Genomic DNA, 18,979 nt, shown 5'->3' with positions numbered 1-18,979 from the left:
CGGTGTTGAAGGTATGTCAGGGGTGGGACGCGGGTGGATTGAAGGGAGATGCATCGAGAAATTCCCACTCCGCCCGCTGGATGGCGTCGCGCAGGATCCATTGGTCGACGTGGAAGTCCCAGTAGCGATGGGTGCCGCCGGTCTCGTCGTCGGGATCGTCTTCGTTCCAGTACAGCTCGGCGGTGCCGGTCAGTTGAAGCAGCCGTCCGCTCGTGAAATCCGGCACGCACAGTCCGGCGTGCGGATCGACCAGGAAATTGCCCAGGGTGTTGAACAGGCTGTTTCCCGGAAAATCGGGGATGCGCAGCGTGCGCTCGTCGAGGAGTTTCACGAAACCCGGTTCACCGCCGCGATGCGATACGTCCGCGCCGGCCATCGGATGGCGGCTCGCCACGAACACCGTGTCGGCCTGTCGGATGAGCGCTTCCACGCTGCCCCGCAGTACGGTGCCGTGTGCCGCCTGACCCGGAGCACCGGGTTCGCCGAGCGTGCGCAACTCGCGTCGCTGGATGTACTTCGGGCAATTGGCGTAGGCCTCGCGGACCCCGACCTCGAACCCCGTTTCGTCCTGGCCCACCACCACGCCGTTGATGCGAAAGCGGCGTCGCGTGCCCAGTTCGATGAAGAGCAGGCCCACGGGCTTGCCTTCGTCGAGGTTGGCCCATGCGGGCTCCAGCGGATCGCGATGGCCCGAAGGCATCTCGACGCGGATGGATTCGCCGTTCTCGCTATGGGCGAAGCCGGGGGTGCCGAAGAGCATCGAAGCCCAGACGTTGCCGACCGCATCCACCGTGCCCATGGCCACCATGAACTGGCGGGCGATGAAGGGCAGGGCGCCGCCCGGCACGGTATCGCGCAGCATGGCGATGTTGCGGGCCGCGATGCCGGCTTCGCCGGTGATCGCCTGGGCCGTCCTTTCGCCTTCGTGGAAGAGAGGGTTGTTCATGGCACCGACCTCGTTGCGTTGGGTGAATTCTGCGAATTCGACGCAAGTCCGGGAACGAGGCGGTGGGTAATTCACTATTGCGCGCGGCGAAGGTCATAATGCCCGCAAGGCCTCCGGCATGACGCGACGACGGGATATGGACCAGATCCACCTCATGAAGGTGTTCGTGGCGGTGGGCGAGGAAGAGAGCTTCGCCGCCGCCTCGCGGCGTATCGACCTGTCGCCCGCCGCGGTGACCCGGGCGATCGGCGCGCTGGAGGAGCACCTGGGCGTGAAGCTGCTCGCGCGTACCACGCGCAACGTGCGCCTGACCGACGCCGGACGTCGTTACCTGGACGATACCCGCGCGATCCTTGCCAGCATCGACGAAGCCGACGAAGCCGCGGCCGGCGTCAACGCCGCGCCCAAGGGCAACCTGTCGGTGACCGCGTCGGTGCTGTTCGGCAAGCGTTTCATCATGCCGTGCATCGTGCGCTTCCTGCAGGAATACCCCGAAGTCGACATCGCCGCCTATTTCCTCGATCGCGTGGTCAACCTCGTGGACGAGGGTATCGACGTGGCGGTGCGCATCGGCCACCTGCCGGACTCGGGCCTGAAAGCCCTGCGCGTGGGGCAGGTGCGGCGGGTGCTCTGCGCCTCCCCCGACTACCTGCGTCGCCATGGCGAGCCGGCGCACCCGGTGGACCTGCTGAATCACGTGATCGTCGCGGCGAGCGGCATCTCGCCGCGCGTGGACTGGAAGTTCGGCGCCGCCGACGACCCCACCATGGTGCGGGTGAAGCCGCGGCTGACCGTGACCAGCAACGATGGCGCCATCGCCGCCGCCACCGAAGGACTCGGCGTGGTCCGGCTGCTGTCCTACCAGGTGGCCGACGAACTGGCCGCGGGTCGCCTCAAGGTGATCCTGGGCGATTACGAGGAAGCGCCGTGGCCGGTGCACGTGGTGCACCGGGAAAGCAAGTTCGGCTCGGCGAAGGTTCGGCGATTCATCGACATGCTGGCCGAGTCGTTGCGTGGGCACCCGGCGTTTGCCTGAGCGCTTCGCCGCGGGCACCGGCCTGCGCCGGGGCCCGCGGCGTCGAGGGTCAGGTCGCCTCGAGACCCTTCCACGCGTGCATTTCGGCCATCGCCAACGCCAGCTTCGGACTGCGGCGGGCGACGCGCTCGCGCTTCTCGCGCTCCGCGCGGATCGTCGGCCAGGCCTCGAGATACGCGGACAGCACCTCGGCATCGCACGCGTAGCGCGCGAACGCCTCGGCAGTGGCCGAGCGTAGCGCTACCGCACCGTTGTAACCGCCGAAGCCCTGCGTGGCGCAGATGGCGCCACCGTCGGCCATGCCTTCGGACGGCGCGGCCTGCAGGTGGAAGTGGCTGGACACGTCGGCGAGATCCGGGTCGAGTCGGCGCAACGTGGGCACGCCCGGGGCCTTGCGTCCGAGCACGAACTGCAGCGCCTGCGACATCGCCTTCAGGCCGGTTTCGCCCATGGTGTGCCCGTCGCCCACGGCTTTCGGCGTGCCGACGAACAGCTTCGGCACGTCGCCTTCGACGCCCTGGCGTTGCGCCGCGCCGCGCAGGCCCGCCAGGGCGGTGCCGAGGTCGGTCTTGGAATTGGTGCGCGTGCCCGTGGCATGCGCCGCGAGGTAGTGGAAGTCGTGCACGCCGTAACCATGCCCCTCGTAGGCCATGTCGAGGGCCTGCACGAGGGCATTCTCGCCACCGAAGCCCACGCCGGCGAAGTGGGCCTTGCCGCCGGCCTCGGCACTCTGGCCCCAGCCGACGATGATCGACGTGATGTCGAGCCGGTTGCGCAGCGCGAAGTCGAGCGTGGTCACCAGCAGGCCCGAACCGCCATGGCCGACCACCGTGCCGTCGGCATCGACGTCGAACGGCGCGAGCGAATCGTGCACGCTGCGCACGGTGCCGTCGGCATGGGCGGCATTCTTCGCGGCGAGCTTGTCGCCGGTCATCAGGGCGCCGCCGCCGAAGGCCTCGAGGATGCCGTAGCGCGGCTGCAGCGCGGCGTCGGCGGCCGTGAGCAACACCATCTTCGGCTTCTGGAAGCCGGGATAGTCGAACAGCATCTGCGGCGCGACGTCGGCCAGCGCGACGAGGCTGGAAGCGCAGGCCCCCACGGCGGTCATCGGCGCCTGCGGCACGCGCATGAAGCCGACGTTGTCCGACTTCAGCGATTCGCGCAGTTCGGGGTTCTTGAGCACGCGGCTGATGCCGTAGGCCGGGGCGAGCATGGTCGAGACCAGGGCGGGACCGTGCGAGCCCAGCGAATGCGACAGGCGCACCGCGAAGGTGTCTTTCGGGAAGCCGCCTTCGGGCAACGGCGCGTCCGGGCGGAGCCACTGGCCGAGGCCGTCGAGGCCGCCGAACGCGGTGGCCGAGGCCACGCGGAAACCGAACGGGTCGGGCACCAGTTCGGCCAGCGGACGCGGCAGGCCCGCCAGTGCGCCCAGGGCGCCGTAGGCGAAGAGCTGCGCCTGCAGCGACGGGCTGAGCAGCGGGTCGCTCTGGAACAGGCCGTGCATTTCCTTCAGCTTCGAGCCGCGGATGTCCTCGTAGCGCAGGCCGGCCAGGCGGCGCAGGCCGACGGTTTCGAGGTCGTGCGGCAGCGGCGCGGCGATGTCGGTGACCACGCGCGGCGCCAGTTCGCGCACGCCGGGCACGTGGCGGATGCCACTGTTGGCGCGCAGCGCCGCGCCGTGCAGGCGCGTGAGTTCGTCGAGCGAGACGGGCTCGCCGGCGCGGTCGCCCTCGGCCCAGCGCATACCGTCGGCCGCGCTGGCGGCTTCGGGGTCGAGCTCGACCAGACCGGCGTCGAACGCCGCAAGGGGCAGGAATTCATCCGAACCGGCCACCACGGCCTGGTAGGTTTCCGTGGAGCCGACCGCCGAGATGGTGCAGGCGGTGCCGACGGTGACGAGGACCTGATCGCTTCTCAACATATGCTGGGCAGTACCGTAAACGCTGGACCCCTCAGTATAGGCGTTTATCCCCGCGTCGGCTTGGCTATTACCGCACCTTGCGCAGGTCGATGGCGTCCGCCATGGCCTTCATTCCCGCCGCGTTGGGATGGAGGTGGTCGCCGGCGTCGTAGGCGGCCTTCAGGCGCTGGGGCTGGGCCGGATCGCGAACCGCCTTGTCGAAATCGATCACGCCGTCGAATTCGCCGGAGGTGCGGATCCAGTCGTTCGCCGCCTGCCGCGTCTTTTCGCCATCTTCGGAGAAGTAGCCGGCACCCCGGTAAGGCAGGATCGTGCCGCCGAGGATGCGGATGTGGGCGGCGTGGGCCCGGCGGATCAGTTCGCGGTAGCCCGCGATCAGGTGGTCCGCGGTGAGCGGGCCGCCGTCCGGGCCCGCGTTGTTGCCGATGTCGTTGATGCCTTCGAGCAGGATGACCGTGCGCACGCGGGGCAGGGACAGTACGTCGTGGTCGAAGCGCTTGAGGGCGCTGACGCCGCGGGCCACGTCCGGCACCACGTCGGTGAGCACGCGGTTGCCGCCGATGCCCGCATCGACCACGGCGAGGGGAATCCCGCCGGCGACCAGACGCCGGGCGAGTGCGTCGGGCCAACGCGCGTTGGCGCTGACCGGCGTGTCGTACCCATCGGTGATCGAATCGCCGAAGGCCACGAGCGTGTCGTGTTTCGGGGCGGCGACCGTCACGGCCGACAGTTCGTACCAGTGCGTACTCGTTTCGGTGAAGGCGGCCGGGTCGACATCGCCCGCATGATCGCCCGCGCCGTCCGCGCTGGCGTAGGTCGTCTCGAACGCGTCCTGATGGAAGGTCGACGACGCGACGGCATCGGGCAGGTAGAGCGAGACCAGCAGATTTTTACCCGTCTTGACCTCGACCGGCGCGGGATCGGTCCAGACCTCGCCACCGGCGGGGATCGTGAAGCTCGCCGAGCCGCCCACGGTGAGCGGGCGAAGGCTTCCCGGCACCGGCGAGGCCCCGTTCGCCTGCAGGCCGAGCGTGGCATGCCCGACTTGCAGGGGCGTGGTGCCGTACAGGTTGGACACGCGCACTTGCGGCGCGGTGCCGCCGACCGACGGATGCACCACCATGCGCAAGGTCTGGGCGTGGAAGGCCGGTCCGCCCGGCGTCACGGACGGTGCCCATGCCGCCACGCGCTGGCCCGCGTCGTCGGCCATGGCCTGGCCGCAGGCCATCAGGCCAAGGAGCATCATCGTGAGTCGTTTCATAGCAGTACCTTGCTTTCGCCCGCACGCAGCGAGACGGAATGGGATCGATCGCCGAAGACCACGTCGGTCTTTTCGCCGCCGACGCTGCGCACGGTCAGCGCCGTGACCTTGCCGTTGCGCCAGGTCATGTCCACCTGGAAACCGCCGCGCGCGCCGAGCCCGGTGATGCTGCCGTCGCGCCACGCCTTGGGCAGGGCGGGGAGCAATTCGATGCGTCCGGGGCGCGAATACAGCAGCATCTCCAGCATGGCGGTGGGCGTGCCGTAATTGGCGTCGATCTGGAAGGCGTCGGCGTTCTCGTCGAGCTGGTAGAAGTCGAAGAAGTTCGCGGTGGTGCCGTTGCTGTGGTTCATCGCCGGCAGCAGGTTGGTGAGTAGCAGGCGGTAAGCGTTGTCCGCGTTCTTCAGGCGTGCCCAGCAGATCGCGCGCCACGCGCAACCCCAGCCGAAGCCCGTCATGCCGCGGGCGGTGAGCAGGCGGGTGACGGCCTGGATCAGTTCGGGCGGGCTATCCTCGAGGCGGATGCGATCGCCGGGAAAGAAACCGAACAGGGGCGAGAGATGCCGGTGCGTGACTTCGCCCAGGTTGTCGGGCGTCATCCATTCCTCGAGCCAGCCGGTCTTTTCGCTGATGCGGGGCAGGTAGAGTTTTTCGCGCAGGGCGGTGAAGCGCGACGCGGCATCCGCATCGCGGCCGAGCAATGCGCTCGATTCGCGGAAGTGGCCGAACAGATCCCATGCCAGCTCCTGCGCATAGGTGTTGCCCTTGGCGTCGGTCGGGCCCTGTTCGGGTGAGTAGTCCGCGTCGTCGATCAGCACCTCGCGGGCATGGCCCGTCGCGGGATCGGTTACCTGGGTCGGGATCAGTCGGGCTTCCCAGAATTCGCACGCGCCTTTCAGCAGCGGATGAATGCGCTCCAGGTGGCGGCGATCCTGCGTGTATTCGTAGTGCTGCCACAGGTTGTTGCACAACCAGGCGCTGGCACCGGGATGCCACCACCAGCCGTTGCCGCCGTAGATGTTGGTGGAGAACGCCACCGTCCAGCCGGCGACCTTGCCCGAGCTGTTGCGAAAGCCGTTGCGCGGATCGTTGAAGAGCTGCCGGGTGAGCGCCGTCCACGAATCGATCTGCGACAGGCAGTAGTCGGTCAAGGCGTCGAAGCACGAGGAAAGCGCCGCGCGATCGGGCAGCCAGTAGTTCATCTGGATGTTGATGTCGGTGTGATAGTCACCCATCCAGGGAGGCGCGTTGTCCGACAGCCAGAGGCCTTGCAGGCCCGTGGGCAGCTTGTCGCGCGAACCGGCGATGGTGAGGTAGCGGCCGAATTGCAGGTAGCTGGCTTCCAGTTCCGGATCGGGTGCCGAGGCGGCCTGCGCGCGGGCCTGCAGGCGGGCCCATGTGTCGAGCGAGCGTTGTTCGGGCGTGGAGGTGCCGAGGTCCACGTGCATGGTGTCGAACAGGCGCGCATGGTCGGCGACGTGCGTACGCAGCAACGCATCCGGCGAGGGCTTCAGGGCGGCCTCGATCTTCGAAAGCGCGCGGGCGGCCGGGTCGATCGTCGCGTCCATGTAGTTTCGCCGGGGATCGGGCACGTAGTTGGTGCCGCCGCAGAACACGACGGTCAGCGCGTCGCAATCCTTGAAGTGGACGCCGTCGGCGGCGCCGCGCACGGTGCCGCCGGATGCCTCGATCCGCGCCACCGCCGCATACTTCAGGCCGTTGTCGAACGTGCCGTCGAACAACCTCGCGGGCACGCGGCCTTCGGTGCGGGCGATCTCGCCGTGCGCGCCTTGCAGGTCGAGCACGCCGCTGTAACGGCCGCCACCTTCCTGCGACAGGCGCACCACGATGACGTCGTCGGGGTGGCTGGCGTAGACCTCGCGCCGGTAACGCACGCCTGCCTTGCGATAGGACATCCGCACGACGCCCCGGGCCATGTCCAGCTCGCGGCGGAAGTCCTCCAGGCCGGCGATGTCGTGGCCGTCCACCTGGAGATAGAGCTTCGCCAGCATCACCAGGCTGCCGAAGTCGGTGGTGGCGTAGCCGAACTGTCCCTTCTCGTCGAGTACGGCGTTGCGACCGCCCAGCCACATCGAACCGTCGGTGACGTAGAGGAAGTCGCGCAGCGGATCGCCGCCGACGAGGGCGCCGATGCGGCCGTTGCCGATCGGCAGGCCTTCGCGCAACACGTTCGCCTCGCTGGAAGGTGCCGGATACCAGAGAGCGAGCTTGTTCGAACCGGGCGGCAGCGGCTCCGTGGGACGCGACACCGCGGCGCAGGCGCTGAACACAGGCATGCCCATCAGGGGCAGGAGGCCGGCCAGGCCGCTCATTTTCAGGAACTGGCGCCGCGATGCCGACGGCGACTCGTCTTCGTGCTTCATCGTGATCCCTGTGCCGACGCTCCCCAGCGCCACGAACGGGTATTTGTACTACAAAATGGAAACTAGGCTCGCATTGCGCGCGCTGTCAACTAGAAACTCAGGCCCAGGGGACGATTGCAGTCGTATTTCTCGTTCATGTGCGCTACGTCACGCGGCGACAGGTGGCGCGAAGCGAGTTCTTCGGGACGGAGGCTTCGCAAACGATCGACATCGACGCAATGGCTGTCGGGAATGCCGAAGAGGCGCTGCGTCTTGCGCGCGACGGCACCGATGCCCTGGTTCATCGGATCGATCAGCTGAATGCCGGGCGCCCGGCGCAGGTCGGAGCCGGGAAGCGCAGGCATGGCGTTCGATCGCTGAGCATCGTGCAGTCGCCGCTCGAAGCTTCCGTTCGCGAAGGAGGACATCGTGGGGGCCGTGGGTGGGGCAGGCGGTGCCGCGACCTCGCCGAGTGAAGGCGGTGGCGCCGGCGGGGCGTCTTTCGGTCGAATCGGCAGTGACTTCGCTCGCCTGGGCGGTGTCGCGATCCGCGTGAGTGCAGGCACGACAATCGGTCGTGGCGTATGCATGTCGACCAAACGGAGCTCGATCGCCCTGACGTCGCGAGGCTCCACGTCGATGGCGGTATAGCGATGGGTCGCCGGTCGAAGCACCGCCACCAGCAGCCCCAGATGGCACCCGATCGCCACGACCATGGCCGCCACGCGGCGAGCGGATAGCTTCGAGTATCGGTTCCTCTCCACCCCACTCCCTCCCTGCGGTCAGGCCGCTCAGACCCTCGGGGACGGATTTGGTTCCAGTCCCCTCACGTCATGCCTGCGCACGCAGGAATCCAGCGCCTTGCGTCCCGGCGAACGAAAACGCTTCATCGGCTTTGGCAAGGCACCGAAGAGCCGCATCACCGTTTCGCGCAAACCGATCTCAGGGCGCTGGGCTCCTGCGTGCGCAGGAGCGACGTGAGGAGGGTCAACGGTCGAACGACGCCGATGCCTCTCGTGTGCGACGTGGGGGGATCAGAGGTCGAACGACGCGGATACGTAGTAAGTGCGCGGCAGGCCCTGGGTGAGGTAACCGCCGTTGGCGGAGGCCCAGTAGCCCTTGTTGGTCAGGTTTTGCACCGTGAGACGGAAGGTGACGGGAACGCCTTCGAGGTGCGCCGTGGTCCGCGCGCCCACGTCGTACGTCGTCCACGCCGGTACCTTCAGTTGGTTGGCCGCGTCGAGGTACTGCTTGCCGGTGCGCACCGCGCGTGCGCTCACCGTGATGTCGGGCGTATGGGGAATGTCCCACTCGACGCCGGCGTTCGCCTGGAAGCGCGGCACGCCGATCGCGTCCTTGCCGTCGTTGACGCCGCCTTGCGTCTTCACCTGTTCGGGCTGGATGTAGTTCACGCCGCCCAGCAGGCGAACACCTTGCACCGGCTGGCCGAAGAAACTCCACTCGACGCCGCGGTTGCGCTGTTCGCCGTCGACCACGAACGCGTTGGCGGCAGCATCCACGTACGCGCTGGGCTGCTTGATCTGGAACAGGGCCAGCGTGCTGCCGATGGTGCCGGCGTCCCATTTCACGCCCACTTCGTTCTGCTTGGATTTGTACGGCGCGAAGACCTGGCCCGCGTTGGTGACGGGCTTGCCGGCGAACGAGTCCGGGGCCTGGTCGCCCTGGCTCAAGGCTTCGATATGGTTCGCGTACACGGACCACTGGTCGGCGAAACGATAGTTCACACCCACGACCGGGCTGGTGGCGTACTGCTCGTACTCCGAGTTCTTCCTGCCGTTCACGCCGTTCACCGCGTAGGCATAGCCGAGCGTATGAAGCTTCTGGCGACGCGCACCGAGCGTGACTTCCAGGCTGTCGTCCATGAAGCCCAGCGTGTCGGACACGGCGATGCTGCGAAGCTGCGTACGGCCGGTGATACCCGGATCGCTGATCGGCCCGACGTTATAGGCGAAGTCGGGCACGTCGACGTCGTTGGGGCGGTAAATGTTGGTGTCGATCGGGGCGAGCGAGCCCGCATAGGCCGCTTTCTTGCGAAAACCGAGGGCGGAAAAACCGACGTTGACGCGATGCGTGACCTCGCCCGTGTCGAAGCGGGCATTGAAACCGGCTTCGCCCGTGGCGGTGTCGGCGATGTAGGGCACGGTAAAGCGCGTTTCGGTGGCCGCGCCGTTCACGTTGACGAGGGTCGGGCTCACGTAGTCGCCGAATTCGTTGCCGTGGTGGGCACCTGCGGCGACGTACCCCGTGAGCCACGGAGTGACATCGTATTCGGCGCGCACCACGCCGAAGGTGTCTTCCAGCGAGGAGTTCGACCAGGGCTGCGCGTAATTGGTCCCGGCCGACGGCGCGCGCGGAATGGACGTGAGACCGCTGGCGTACACCACGGCGCGGCCGCCCGTGATCACCTGCTTCTGGTAACCGAGGTCGGTGGTCACGCGGAGGTTTTCCCCGCGGTAGTCGAACGCCACCGCCAATGCCGTGACCCGGCGCTTCTCGCCATCGATGGCGGTGCCGCCCTCGCGATGCACGGCGTTGACGCGCACGCCGAACTGCTGGCTCGCACCGAACCGGCGGCCGATGTCGACGCTTTCCCCGATCTGGCTGTCGCTGCCCCAGTCCAGGCCGACGCGGGTCACGGGCGCGGCGTCGGCGCGCTTGGGCGCGATGTTGACGTTGCCGCCGATGCCCGAGCCGCCCGGGCTGATGCCGTTGAGGAATGCGCTGGCGCCCTTGAATACCTCCACGCGACTGACCAGTTCCGGCGCGAGGAGCTGGCGGGGCAGCAATCCATACAGGCCGTCGAAGGCGATGTCGTCGCTGTAGATCTGGAAGCCGCGGATCGTGAACACCTGCGAGAAGTTGCCGAAGCCGAAGCCGGTGCGCACGGCCGGATCGTTGCCCACCACGTCGCCGAGCGTGCGTGCCTGCTGGTTGCGGATCAGCGTATCGGTGTAGCTGGTGAGGGCGAACGGCACGTTCATCGCATCCTGGTTGCCCAGCACGCCGAATCGTCCGCCACGGGCGACCTGGCCACCGGCGTATTCGGCGGTGGGGGCCGCCACGTTGGCCTGCACCTGCACGCCCGACAAGGTGGTGCTGTTGTCGCGGAGCGCCTTTTGTTCGTCCGTGTCGGCCGCATGGGCGGTGGAAGCGAAAGCGATGGCGGCCATGAGGGCGGCGCGAACGGAAGCCGAAAGCGTGTGGCGGCGAAGCGGAGCGGGGAGCATGGAATTCCTCGGGCCCGTGGCCCATGATGCGGATGCAAATGAGAACGACTCGCATTATGAAATAAAATCGAGGTATTGCATAGCAACGAAACGTCGCACGTCGCTTACCGAGAGGGTGGGAGCGGCCCCGGTCCGCGAACCTTGAGCTCCCCAGTCGGTGAATGAGGCTTGGCGTCGCCCGTGCGGCTGTCTACCGCTCACCCGATGATGCGAGCGCCCTTCTTGGCGCTAGCTCGCCTGAGGCCGAGGACAAGGTCCGCTCACGCCCTCGATCCGAGCCCGGTCGTGCTCAAGGCGACGGTCAGCGCGGCCACGGTCAGTTCGCCTAGCCAATAGACCGTTCCCATCGCGGCGCCATCCCGGACCACGGCGAGAAGCAGGGAAAGGGCCAGGCCTGTCCAGCCGACGATTCGCCAGCGAAGCGAGGACGATGGCGCCAGGGTCCGGCCGAGGACATCGCGCTGATGGCGAGTCATGCCGAGCGAGAGCCCCGCGAAACCGGCGATGGCCGCGAGGATGCACAGGGCGATCACGCGATGTCCCCCCTCGGAGGTCGAGCTTCGCGGACCGGGGCAAGCGGACGTCGATGCAGCTTCCACGCGGCGAACGCAAATCCCATCGCGGTGACGAGCATGGACAGGTCGAAACCGGCGAAGACGAGGTCGCCGGCGGCGAGGCTTCGCAGCAGGCCGCGGTCCGTGGTCAGGGCGTTGACCGCGGGCACCGCGGCGTAAGCCGCCGCGACCATGGACAGGGATTCGATCCACGCCCGTCGGGGCGGCCTCAGGAAGACGTACAGCAACAGCGCGCCCCAGCCGATGAAAAGCCAGTTCGCCTCCCAGGCGGCGCGATGCGCCATGGCCGACGGGAGCAGCCGGTTCGCGATGAAGTACACGGCGATGCCGAATGGCAGCCCGGCGATGGTGGCGACGTTCAGGCGCTCGACGAGACGGAAACCGACGTGGGGACGGGTGGGATCGGGCAACCGCGGGCGGCGTTTGGCCGTCCAGAGCACGAGGCCGGTGGCCACCATGGCCGAACCCATCAGGCCGCTCAGGAAGTAGAGCCAACGCAGCGCCGGCGGCGCGAAGCGCCCGGCATGCAGGCCCACCATCACACTCTCGGTCATGGCGGCTCCGCCCCTGGACGCCGGCGGCGTTCGCATGTGGCCCGTGGCGGCGTCGAAGGTAAGCGTTTCCCCGCGCGTGGCCATCGATGTGCCCGTGTCCTGGGTGATCTTCACCACCGAGTTCGCGTCGCCGGGGATCAGGATCGCGATGAAACCGGGATCGCCACCGTTCCAGCGCGCGCGGGCCTGCGCGATCATGCCCGCTATCGGCGCGGGATCGGCGAACGTCCCCGAGCGTGTCGGCGCCGCGTCGATACCGGTGAGTTCGCGATGGTAGTCGGCCGGCCGCTCGTAGGCCGCGGCGATGCCCCAGGGCATGTACGCGGCCTGCAAGGTGACCAGGCCGGTATAGGTGATCATGACGTGGAAGGGCAGCGCGAGTACGGCGCCAAGGTTATGCGCATCCAGCCACGAACGTTGCCCCTTGCCCGGGCGCAGGGTAAAGAAGTCGGCGAAGATCCTACGGTGCGTGATCACGCCGCTGACGATCGCCACTAGCATGAACATCGCGGCGAGTCCTACCGTCCAGCGTCCCCACAGCACGGGCACGTAGTGCAGGTCGAAATGCATCCGGTAAAGCAGCCAGCCGCCGGTGGTGTCACGCGCATCCACCCGAACGCCACGGCCATCGACCATGAAGGCGTGGTCGCGCCATTGGAGGTAGGTTTCGCCTTTTTCCTTCCAGTAACCCATGGCGGCCACGGAACGTTTGCCGGGCAACTGGATCGACCAGGTTTCCGCGCCTTGGGCGTGCCGTCGCATGTAGTCGACGGCACCTTCGGCGGAGGCCACCAGATGGCGCTCGCCCTTGATTTCCGGCTGCATCCAGCGGGTGATCTCATCCTGGAAATACGCCGTGGTGCCGGTGACGAACACCGCCAGCAGCAGCCAGCCGAACAACAGGCCGGCCCAGGTGTGCAGGAACGCCATCGACTGGCGCAGACCGCCCTTCATGCGAAGACGCCATGCGTCGAGAGGCAGAGGGCGAGGGCCGGAGGCAGGCAGCCCGCGGCCAGCCAGATCCATGCGCGCGTCGCGCTGCCGACGGCGAACGCCATGATCGCGACGCCCGCATAGATGGCGAACGACGCCAGCATGCCGGTCATCACCGCTTCGGTGCGTGGCATCGGCAGCCAGCGGGCCATGGTCGCGGCATAGAGTGCCGCCGCGACGTAGCCGCCGACGATGGCGACGAACGCGCGCGATGCGATCCGTAGGGCAGGAACGATGGGGTGGCGCATGGGCGATCGGCGATGCCTCGATGAAAGCGGGAGGTCGTGGCCGACGTGGCTTGCGATGGCTGGCTGGTCGAGCGGGCGGATTCTACACCATTGCACGTTTTCGGCGACCCGCCCGAAAACGTGTCCGATTACGCGTAAACGTCCGCCGTTTGCTGCGATAGCTGTCGTGTTACGGTCAAAAGCGCCGCCATCTCGCGGCCCACCAACCGATGGGAGAGTTTCATGGATAAGCTCGAAAAGGTTCTGAACGACGTCAATCCGTTCTCCATCCAGATGGACGAACCGATGCAGAAGGGCATGACGGCGGTCAAGCATGCGCCGAAGATCGACGACGTGGGCGACATCGGCCGCATCGGCTCCACCCATAGCGGTGGCGATTGGGGCTGAGCCCGCACGCCCGTTCGTTCTTCGTATTCACCACCCGTGGGAGCGTTGTCATGGACAAGTTCGAACAGACCATGCAAGAAGTGAATCCGTTCGGCGTCGCGATGGAGGGGCCGATGCAGCCCAGCATGAAGTCGATCAAGTACGCGCCGAAGCTGAAGGAAGACGGCGATATCGGCCGTGCCGGCGCCATCCACAGCGGCGGTGGCGACTGGGGCTGATTCCCCGCTCGGGTTCCGACGGTCGACGAATGCAACGAAAGCCGCCTCCTTCACCGGAGGCGGCTTTCCATTGATGGAGCTCCCGGGTGATCAAGGCCGATATCGCGTTATCCGATCTTTCGTTCGATCCGGCGTGGAAAGAGGGCTCCGTGAGCGTGGGAGACGGCAGCATCAGGCCGCATGCGCACGCCATGCTCGAAACGTTGTTCGTGCACGCGTCCGACCAGTGGTTCGTCGTGGTGAGGGAGCGGCAGGCGTCGTCCGCCACCGCACCGAACGCGTCGATCGTCCGCGAGCACGTGGACGACGAGACGTTCCACCGGCTCTATCGGGAATGCCTGCTCTGGCCGCTCGATTACGTGATGATCGAAGTGGCGCGCGCGGGACATCGGATGCGCATTCGCGCCGGGGTACTCGGTTCCGTGCCGGTGTACTGCCGGGTGATGGACGACCGGGTCAAGGTGTCCTGGGATTCCGCCGATTTCAACGACGTTCCGACGATGATCGATGCGGAAGTCGCGAGCCATCAACTGGCTCTCCACACGGTGTACTCGGCGCGGCAGATCTATGTCGGCGTCGTCATGCTGACGGAGCGCGCCTCGCTTCACGTCGAGCCCGGCAGGGCGAGCTACCGTTACCCCGATGCGATGGTGGAAACCGCGCCGTCGCCGGAACGGGGGCAGGATACGCTTCCCGCCTTCGCCGACGCCCTGCAGCGCGTCATCACCCTCCGGCCCTGGTTGGAAGGTGCCACGTCGCTCGAACTGAGCGGCGGCATGGATTCGGGCACGGTCGCGACGGCGTTGACGAGGCAGCACGGAAACGTCGCATCCAGGGGCATCCTGCTCGACGGTGAGGTGCGCGCACCGCAGGTGCAGCGACGCGCGGCGATGATCGAACGCCTGGGTCTCCTGGACGACACCGTGGATATCGCCGCGTATCCGCCGAGCCTCGACCTGCGGACGGGCGGTGAACCGTACGGTTTCTATCGCGAATTCTACCTCGAAGCCTGCTCGGCCTTGTGGGCGTCGGCCAGGGCGCAGGGGCGGCGCGTGCTCTTCACCGGCATCGGTGGCGACGAACTGTTTCCAGCCTATGTCGGCGAGGTGTCCCACCGCGGCGTCAAGGATCCCGCCTGGGCTCGCGACGCCAGGACCTATGCCGAGGGTCTGCTGACGCGCCGCGCATCCAGTGCGGCGCGCAGCCTTCCCACCTTCGACGCGCCGGAAAGCCCGGTGCCGACGACGTCGTTGCTGGCCCACGCGTGCCGGGCTCCCGATCTGTTGAAGCACGGCCAGTGGCCGGTCAACCCGTTGAGCGATCCCTACCTGGCGCTGTTCTGCCATCGGTTGCCGAAGAGCAGCCGGCAGGGACGGGAAGTGATGCGGCGTTACCTGCAGGCCCATCTAGGGGACGACGTCTTCACCAAGGGTTACCTCAAGGAGACCTTCGTGGGGGTGTTTCCGCCGCTCATCGCCCGGCATGCGAAGACGCTGGCCGCGCAGCTGCAGGAGTGCGCCCTGGCCGATCTGGGTCTCGTCGACCGGCAGGCGGTCTTCGCGCTGCTGGATACCATCGCGCAGACCCAGGCGCACGCGGCCACTTCCGCGTTCGTATCGTTCCTGTCGCTGGAGCGTTGCGCGCGCCAGGCCGCATGAACGGGGGCGGCCGTCGAAGCCGCCCCTCGAGCGCGTCAATGGCCTGCGATCATGCCGCCGTCCACGTGGAGGATCTCGCCGGTCACGAACGGTGCGTCCTCGAGGTACAGGACGGCGTTGGCGATATCCTCGACCTCACCCATCCGCTTGACCGGATGGAGCGTGGCGAGCATGTCGCGGTCCGCGCCTTCGTTCATCGGCGTCTTGATGATGCCCGGGGACACGGCATTCACGCGGATGCCGCGCGTGGCGTATTCGATGGCCAGGCTGCGCGTCGCGGCGTCGAGGCCACCCTTCGTGATGGCGGCGAGGACGGAGGGAACGCGCGCATCGGCGTACTGCACGAACGTGGTGGTGATCTGCACGACATGGCCGCCGCCGCTCTCGAGCATCGCCGGGATCGCGTTCTGCGTGGCGAAGAAGAAGCCGTCGAGGTTGGTGCTGAGCTTTCGGCGATACTGCTCTTCGGTGTAATCGGTGAACGGGCTGGCGATGAAGATGCCGGCGTTGTTCACCAGCGTATCGAGGCGGCCGAACCTCGTCATGGCCTCGGCCACGAGGCGCTTGCCGGTTTCCGGCTCGCCGATGTCGCCGGCGATGGTGACCAGGCGCGGATCGTTCGACGGTCCGATCGAGCGGGAGGTGGCCACCACGCGGAATCCGCGCCGGAGGTAGGCCTGGACGATGCCTTCGCCGAGGCCTTGCGACGCGCCGGTGACGATGGCGACTTTCTGGATAGGGGACATGGCACTTTTCCTGAGATGGGGAGGTGGACTCGTCGTCCGCCGGCGTGAGGCGGCGGCCTGACTCGGGAAAAAAGGTAGGGCCGTGACGGTCCCGGCGTAAGTCGCGTTCTCCGCGCAGCCACCGCGAAAAAATGCACAGGGCTCGGCCGCGGTATCCGATGGCCTCGTGAAGTGGATCGGTATCAAGCGGACGACGGACGATCCTCGGTACGCTGAAAGCCCACGTGGCGCACGGCGGAGATGGCCATGAGTGGAATGGCTTCAAGCGAGATCCTCGCACTTGAACGTCGGCTCCCGCCTGGGTCCGCGAGAATTCACCGGGTCGCGCGGGACACGCGCACGCTTCGACCTAACCGCGCTGCGGGAGGCACCCGCAACGGGGCATTGGCGTAGCACGCCAGTTCTTTCCAGGCGTGCGTCCTGTCCGGAGCTTCGAACAGGCGCGCACGCGTGATGTCGTACACCAGTATCCAGGCGTGGGACATCGCGGTGAACCCCGTGCATCCAGCAGCCCGGCGAAGATCGCGTGGGTGTAGGCGGCATCGGTGGCGGAGCCGGAGGGCCGTGCCGTCGCAGGGCAACTGTGCGGCCACGCTGCCGATATCGCGCCATGCAGCCGATGGCTGCGCCGCCTGCCGGGTGGTGGTACGGGGGGCCGTGGCCATGGCGCGACCCTCAGGTTTGCACGCGGCGCCATTCTTGGCTCGCGCACCGTCGAGGCGGTTGACGTGGATCAACTGCGCGAAAGCGCCCGGCAAAAAAAAGGCGCTGCGGACAGGCATCGCGCAGCGCCCCCGATCGTTTTGCGACTTACTTCTTGATGAACTTCAGGATTTCGGCGTTGATCTCGTCGGCATGCGTCGTCATCAGGCCGTGGGGGTAGCCCGGGTAGATCTTGACGGTAGCGTTCTTGATCAGCTTGCCCTGCAGTTCCGCGGCGTCCTTGTACGGAACGACCTGGTCGTCGTCGCCGGCGAGCACGAGCACCGGCACCGTAAGGGCCTTGAGGTCGTCGGTCTGGTCGGTTTCGGAGAAGGCCTTGATGCCGTCGTAATGGGCCTTCGCGCCACCCATCATGCCCTGGCGCCACCAGTTCTGGATATTGCCCTGCATGGTCTTGTCGTTCTTGTTGGCTGCGCGGTTGTAGCCGTAGAACGGACCGGACGCCACATCGAGGTAAAACTGCGAGCGGTTGTCGAGCAGCGCCTTGCGGAAGCCGTCGAACACCTCGATGGGCGTGCCGCCGGGGTTGTTCGCGGTCTTGAGCATCAGCGGCGGGATCGCGGCCATGATCACGGCCTTGGCGACGCGGCCCTGCGGCTGGCCGTACTTCGCGACGTAGCGGACCACTTCACCGCCGCCCGTCGAGTGGCCGACGTGGATGGCGTTCTTCAGGTCGAGGTATTCGGCCACCGCCGAGGCATCGGCGGCGTAATGGTCGAGGTCGTGGCCGAAATCCACCTGGGTGGAACGGCCGTGGCCGCGACGGTCGTGCGCCACGACGCGGTAACCCTGGTTGAGGAAGTACAGCATCTGGTTGTCCCAGTCGTCGGACGACAGCGGCCAACCATGGTGGAAGGCGATCGGCTGGGCATCCTTCGGACCCCAGTCCTTGTAGAAGATTTCCACGCCGTCCTTCGTCAGCACCTTGCCGCTGGTCGGGCGGCTTCCGGCCGAATGCGCCGTCTTGGCGGCGGCGTTCGCCGCGCCTTCCGAAGCGAGCAGGGGAATCGCCACGGAGGCGGCAGCCACCGCACCGGCCCCGACCATGACCTTCCGGCGCGATTCGCTGACGACCTCGACCTTATCTTTGTTGCTCATGACCATCCTCCCAATGATTGTGAAAAGTGAAACATCGACCCGCTCGACCATTGAACAGTCAAGCGTGACCAAACGTATTGCACATTGGAACCCTGAAGCCCGTGGCGGAAAATGTATGTCTTGCATCCAGGGAAAGGAAGTCGCGACGACCCGGACGCAACGTTCACCACGGCGGACGATAGCCACCACGTTAGACGGATGCGTCGCGGAAAGAAAACTGCGTAAGGCAGCAATATGCGCGGCTTCTGTTCGAACGACGGTTTCCGGCGTCAGCTTCGGGCCAGGCGCCTGCGCCAGGCGGAAGGCGAGGCGTCGGTAAGCGCGCTGAAACTTCGCGTCAGATGGGCCTGGTCGGAAAATCCGCAATCGGCGGCGATCTGGACGAGCGAGCGCGACGATGCCATGGCATCGAGCGCGCGGAGCGTACGGATGCGTGCCCGGTATGCGACGGCCGTCACGCCGTAGGCCTTGCGGAAGCCACGGCTGACCGTTTCCGGGCGAAGGCCGTGCCGTTCCGCCCAGGTTTCCAGATGGAGGAAAGGGTCGCATCGAATGGCGTCCGCGAGGCGGTCGGGCCAGTCCATCGGTGCGAGTGTGGTGCAGGTCACGGCCTGTGCGATCGCGCGTGCCGCCGCATCGACGCCCTTCTCGAACGCCCGTACCACCGCATCGACGTCGTCGATGCGGCCCAGCGAGGACGGGATGCCGCCATGCCACGGAACGACGAGCACATCCGCACCGGAAAGCGAGACATCGTTTCTGTGTGACTCGTAAGCGCCATGGAACACCACGTCCCCCGGAGACACGCACACCCTTCCGCGGTCGCCGGCTTCGGTATAGCTGCCGCTCAGCACGACCGCCGCGAAGCCGCAATCGTGGCGGTGGCGGCCGAGCTTTTCGTTCGATGGGTGACGCAGCTTCCCAGGCAGCGTCGGTGCGATGCAGTCGCAGGTCATTCCCCATGGTGACCGTGGGTCCGGGAGGGGTCAAGTGGATTCAAGGCT

At 67.0% G+C, this 18,979-nt stretch carries 17 protein-coding genes; 4 read left to right on the top strand and 13 right to left on the bottom strand.

The genetic code is table 11. The features are described from left to right. Positions 1-16: 16 nt before the first annotated feature. Positions 17-946, bottom strand: coding sequence for a PNPOx family protein (locus tag L2Y94_RS11435; protein WP_247366563.1), 930 nt, complete (start codon positions 944-946; stop codon positions 17-19). Positions 947-1,082: 136 nt separating this feature from the next. On the opposite strand from L2Y94_RS11435, the gene L2Y94_RS11430 reads away from it, so the two are divergent. After that, the gene (locus L2Y94_RS11430; RefSeq protein ID WP_247366562.1) at positions 1,083-1,982 is read left to right on the top strand and encodes a LysR family transcriptional regulator; all 900 of its coding nucleotides are present in this window, start codon (positions 1,083-1,085) and stop codon (positions 1,980-1,982) included. 49 nt (positions 1,983-2,031) lie between these two features. Here the strand turns inward: L2Y94_RS11430 and L2Y94_RS11425 are convergent, their stop codons facing one another. The 8 genes from L2Y94_RS11425 to L2Y94_RS11390 all read right to left on the bottom strand — a co-directional run bounded on the left by L2Y94_RS11425 (position 2,032) and on the right by L2Y94_RS11390 (position 13,145). Next, positions 2,032-3,903, bottom strand: a complete 1,872-nt coding sequence (locus L2Y94_RS11425) for a beta-ketoacyl-[acyl-carrier-protein] synthase family protein (RefSeq protein WP_247366561.1) — start codon at positions 3,901-3,903, stop codon at positions 2,032-2,034. A 67-nt stretch (positions 3,904-3,970) separates the two neighbouring features. Continuing rightward, a complete protein-coding gene (locus L2Y94_RS11420) occupies positions 3,971-5,164 on the bottom strand; it encodes an SGNH/GDSL hydrolase family protein (RefSeq protein WP_247366560.1) in 1,194 nt (397 codons plus the stop codon). Then, positions 5,161-7,548, bottom strand: a complete 2,388-nt coding sequence (locus L2Y94_RS11415) for a glycosyl hydrolase family 95 catalytic domain-containing protein (RefSeq protein ID WP_247366559.1) — start codon at positions 7,546-7,548, stop codon at positions 5,161-5,163. Before L2Y94_RS11415 ends, L2Y94_RS11420 begins: the two co-directional genes overlap by 4 nt. A gap of 89 nt (positions 7,549-7,637) precedes the next feature. Further along, entirely contained in the window at positions 7,638-7,892 is a 255-nt protein-coding gene (locus L2Y94_RS11410) for a hypothetical protein (protein WP_247366558.1), read from the bottom strand. A gap of 669 nt (positions 7,893-8,561) precedes the next feature. Next, on the bottom strand, positions 8,562-10,775 hold the full coding sequence (locus L2Y94_RS11405; protein ID WP_247366557.1) for a TonB-dependent receptor: 2,214 nt from the start codon (positions 10,773-10,775) through the stop codon (positions 8,562-8,564). A gap of 260 nt (positions 10,776-11,035) precedes the next feature. Then, positions 11,036-11,308: a DUF3325 domain-containing protein gene (locus tag L2Y94_RS11400; RefSeq protein WP_247366556.1), complete on the bottom strand. Its 273-nt coding sequence runs from the start codon at positions 11,306-11,308 to the stop codon at positions 11,036-11,038. After that, on the bottom strand, positions 11,305-12,858 hold the full coding sequence (locus tag L2Y94_RS11395) for a PepSY-associated TM helix domain-containing protein (protein WP_247366555.1): 1,554 nt from the start codon (positions 12,856-12,858) through the stop codon (positions 11,305-11,307). Before L2Y94_RS11395 ends, L2Y94_RS11400 begins: the two co-directional genes overlap by 4 nt. Continuing rightward, positions 12,855-13,145 carry a DUF3649 domain-containing protein gene (locus tag L2Y94_RS11390; RefSeq protein WP_247366554.1) on the bottom strand — a complete coding sequence of 97 codons (291 nt, stop codon included), beginning with the start codon at positions 13,143-13,145 and terminating at the stop codon, positions 12,855-12,857. Before L2Y94_RS11390 ends, L2Y94_RS11395 begins: the two co-directional genes overlap by 4 nt. 222 nt (positions 13,146-13,367) lie before the next feature. Here L2Y94_RS11390 and L2Y94_RS11385 point away from each other — a divergent pair, with 222 nt between their 5' ends. The 3 genes from L2Y94_RS11385 to L2Y94_RS11375 all read left to right on the top strand — a co-directional run bounded on the left by L2Y94_RS11385 (position 13,368) and on the right by L2Y94_RS11375 (position 15,408). After that, the gene (locus L2Y94_RS11385) at positions 13,368-13,532 is read left to right on the top strand and encodes a hypothetical protein (protein ID WP_247366553.1); all 165 of its coding nucleotides are present in this window, start codon (positions 13,368-13,370) and stop codon (positions 13,530-13,532) included. 50 nt (positions 13,533-13,582) lie between these two features. Further along, entirely contained in the window at positions 13,583-13,750 is a 168-nt protein-coding gene (locus L2Y94_RS11380) for a hypothetical protein (RefSeq protein ID WP_247366552.1), read from the top strand. Between the two features lie 86 nt (positions 13,751-13,836). Then, positions 13,837-15,408 (top strand): asparagine synthetase B family protein, encoded by a 1,572-nt coding sequence (locus L2Y94_RS11375; RefSeq protein WP_247366551.1) that lies wholly within the window; start codon positions 13,837-13,839, stop codon positions 15,406-15,408. A 35-nt stretch (positions 15,409-15,443) separates the two neighbouring features. On the opposite strand, the gene L2Y94_RS11370 is transcribed toward L2Y94_RS11375, so the two are convergent. The 4 genes from L2Y94_RS11370 to L2Y94_RS11355 all read right to left on the bottom strand — a co-directional run bounded on the left by L2Y94_RS11370 (position 15,444) and on the right by L2Y94_RS11355 (position 18,829). After that, entirely contained in the window at positions 15,444-16,154 is a 711-nt protein-coding gene (locus L2Y94_RS11370) for an SDR family NAD(P)-dependent oxidoreductase (protein ID WP_247366550.1), read from the bottom strand. A 314-nt stretch (positions 16,155-16,468) separates the two neighbouring features. Further along, the gene (locus L2Y94_RS11365; protein WP_247366549.1) at positions 16,469-16,819 is read right to left on the bottom strand and encodes a hypothetical protein; all 351 of its coding nucleotides are present in this window, start codon (positions 16,817-16,819) and stop codon (positions 16,469-16,471) included. A 145-nt stretch (positions 16,820-16,964) separates the two neighbouring features. Then, a complete protein-coding gene (locus L2Y94_RS11360) occupies positions 16,965-17,924 on the bottom strand; it encodes an alpha/beta fold hydrolase (RefSeq protein ID WP_425602462.1) in 960 nt (319 codons plus the stop codon). Between the two features lie 320 nt (positions 17,925-18,244). After that, positions 18,245-18,829, bottom strand: coding sequence for a helix-turn-helix domain-containing protein (locus L2Y94_RS11355; protein ID WP_247366548.1), 585 nt, complete (start codon positions 18,827-18,829; stop codon positions 18,245-18,247). Positions 18,830-18,979: the final 150 nt, after the last annotated feature.

Source organism: Luteibacter aegosomatis, assembly GCF_023078455.1.
GTDB classification, from domain to species: Bacteria; Pseudomonadota; Gammaproteobacteria; order Xanthomonadales; family Rhodanobacteraceae; genus Luteibacter; species Luteibacter aegosomatis.
This window is presented reverse-complemented; position numbering and strand designations above follow the sequence as displayed.

What these genes read in the sequence shown, in the direction of transcription:
- L2Y94_RS11435 (WP_247366563.1), bottom strand. Translation starts at nt 946, where the DNA reads ATGAACAACCCTCTCTTCCACGAAGGCGAAAGGACGGCCCAGGCGATC.
- L2Y94_RS11430 (WP_247366562.1), top strand. Translation starts at nt 1,083, where the DNA reads ATGGACCAGATCCACCTCATGAAGGTGTTCGTGGCGGTGGGCGAGGAA.
- L2Y94_RS11425 (WP_247366561.1), bottom strand. Translation starts at nt 3,903, where the DNA reads ATGTTGAGAAGCGATCAGGTCCTCGTCACCGTCGGCACCGCCTGCACC.
- L2Y94_RS11420 (WP_247366560.1), bottom strand. Translation starts at nt 5,164, where the DNA reads ATGAAACGACTCACGATGATGCTCCTTGGCCTGATGGCCTGCGGCCAG.
- L2Y94_RS11415 (WP_247366559.1), bottom strand. Translation starts at nt 7,548, where the DNA reads ATGAAGCACGAAGACGAGTCGCCGTCGGCATCGCGGCGCCAGTTCCTG.
- L2Y94_RS11410 (WP_247366558.1), bottom strand. Translation starts at nt 7,892, where the DNA reads ATGCCTGCGCTTCCCGGCTCCGACCTGCGCCGGGCGCCCGGCATTCAG.
- L2Y94_RS11405 (WP_247366557.1), bottom strand. Translation starts at nt 10,775, where the DNA reads ATGCTCCCCGCTCCGCTTCGCCGCCACACGCTTTCGGCTTCCGTTCGC.
- L2Y94_RS11395 (WP_247366555.1), bottom strand. Translation starts at nt 12,858, where the DNA reads ATGAAGGGCGGTCTGCGCCAGTCGATGGCGTTCCTGCACACCTGGGCC.
- L2Y94_RS11390 (WP_247366554.1), bottom strand. Translation starts at nt 13,145, where the DNA reads ATGCGCCACCCCATCGTTCCTGCCCTACGGATCGCATCGCGCGCGTTC.
- L2Y94_RS11385 (WP_247366553.1), top strand. Translation starts at nt 13,368, where the DNA reads ATGGATAAGCTCGAAAAGGTTCTGAACGACGTCAATCCGTTCTCCATC.
- L2Y94_RS11380 (WP_247366552.1), top strand. Translation starts at nt 13,583, where the DNA reads ATGGACAAGTTCGAACAGACCATGCAAGAAGTGAATCCGTTCGGCGTC.
- L2Y94_RS11370 (WP_247366550.1), bottom strand. Translation starts at nt 16,154, where the DNA reads ATGTCCCCTATCCAGAAAGTCGCCATCGTCACCGGCGCGTCGCAAGGC.
- L2Y94_RS11365 (WP_247366549.1), bottom strand. Translation starts at nt 16,819, where the DNA reads ATGGCCACGGCCCCCCGTACCACCACCCGGCAGGCGGCGCAGCCATCG.
- L2Y94_RS11360 (WP_425602462.1), bottom strand. Translation starts at nt 17,924, where the DNA reads ATGGTCGGGGCCGGTGCGGTGGCTGCCGCCTCCGTGGCGATTCCCCTG.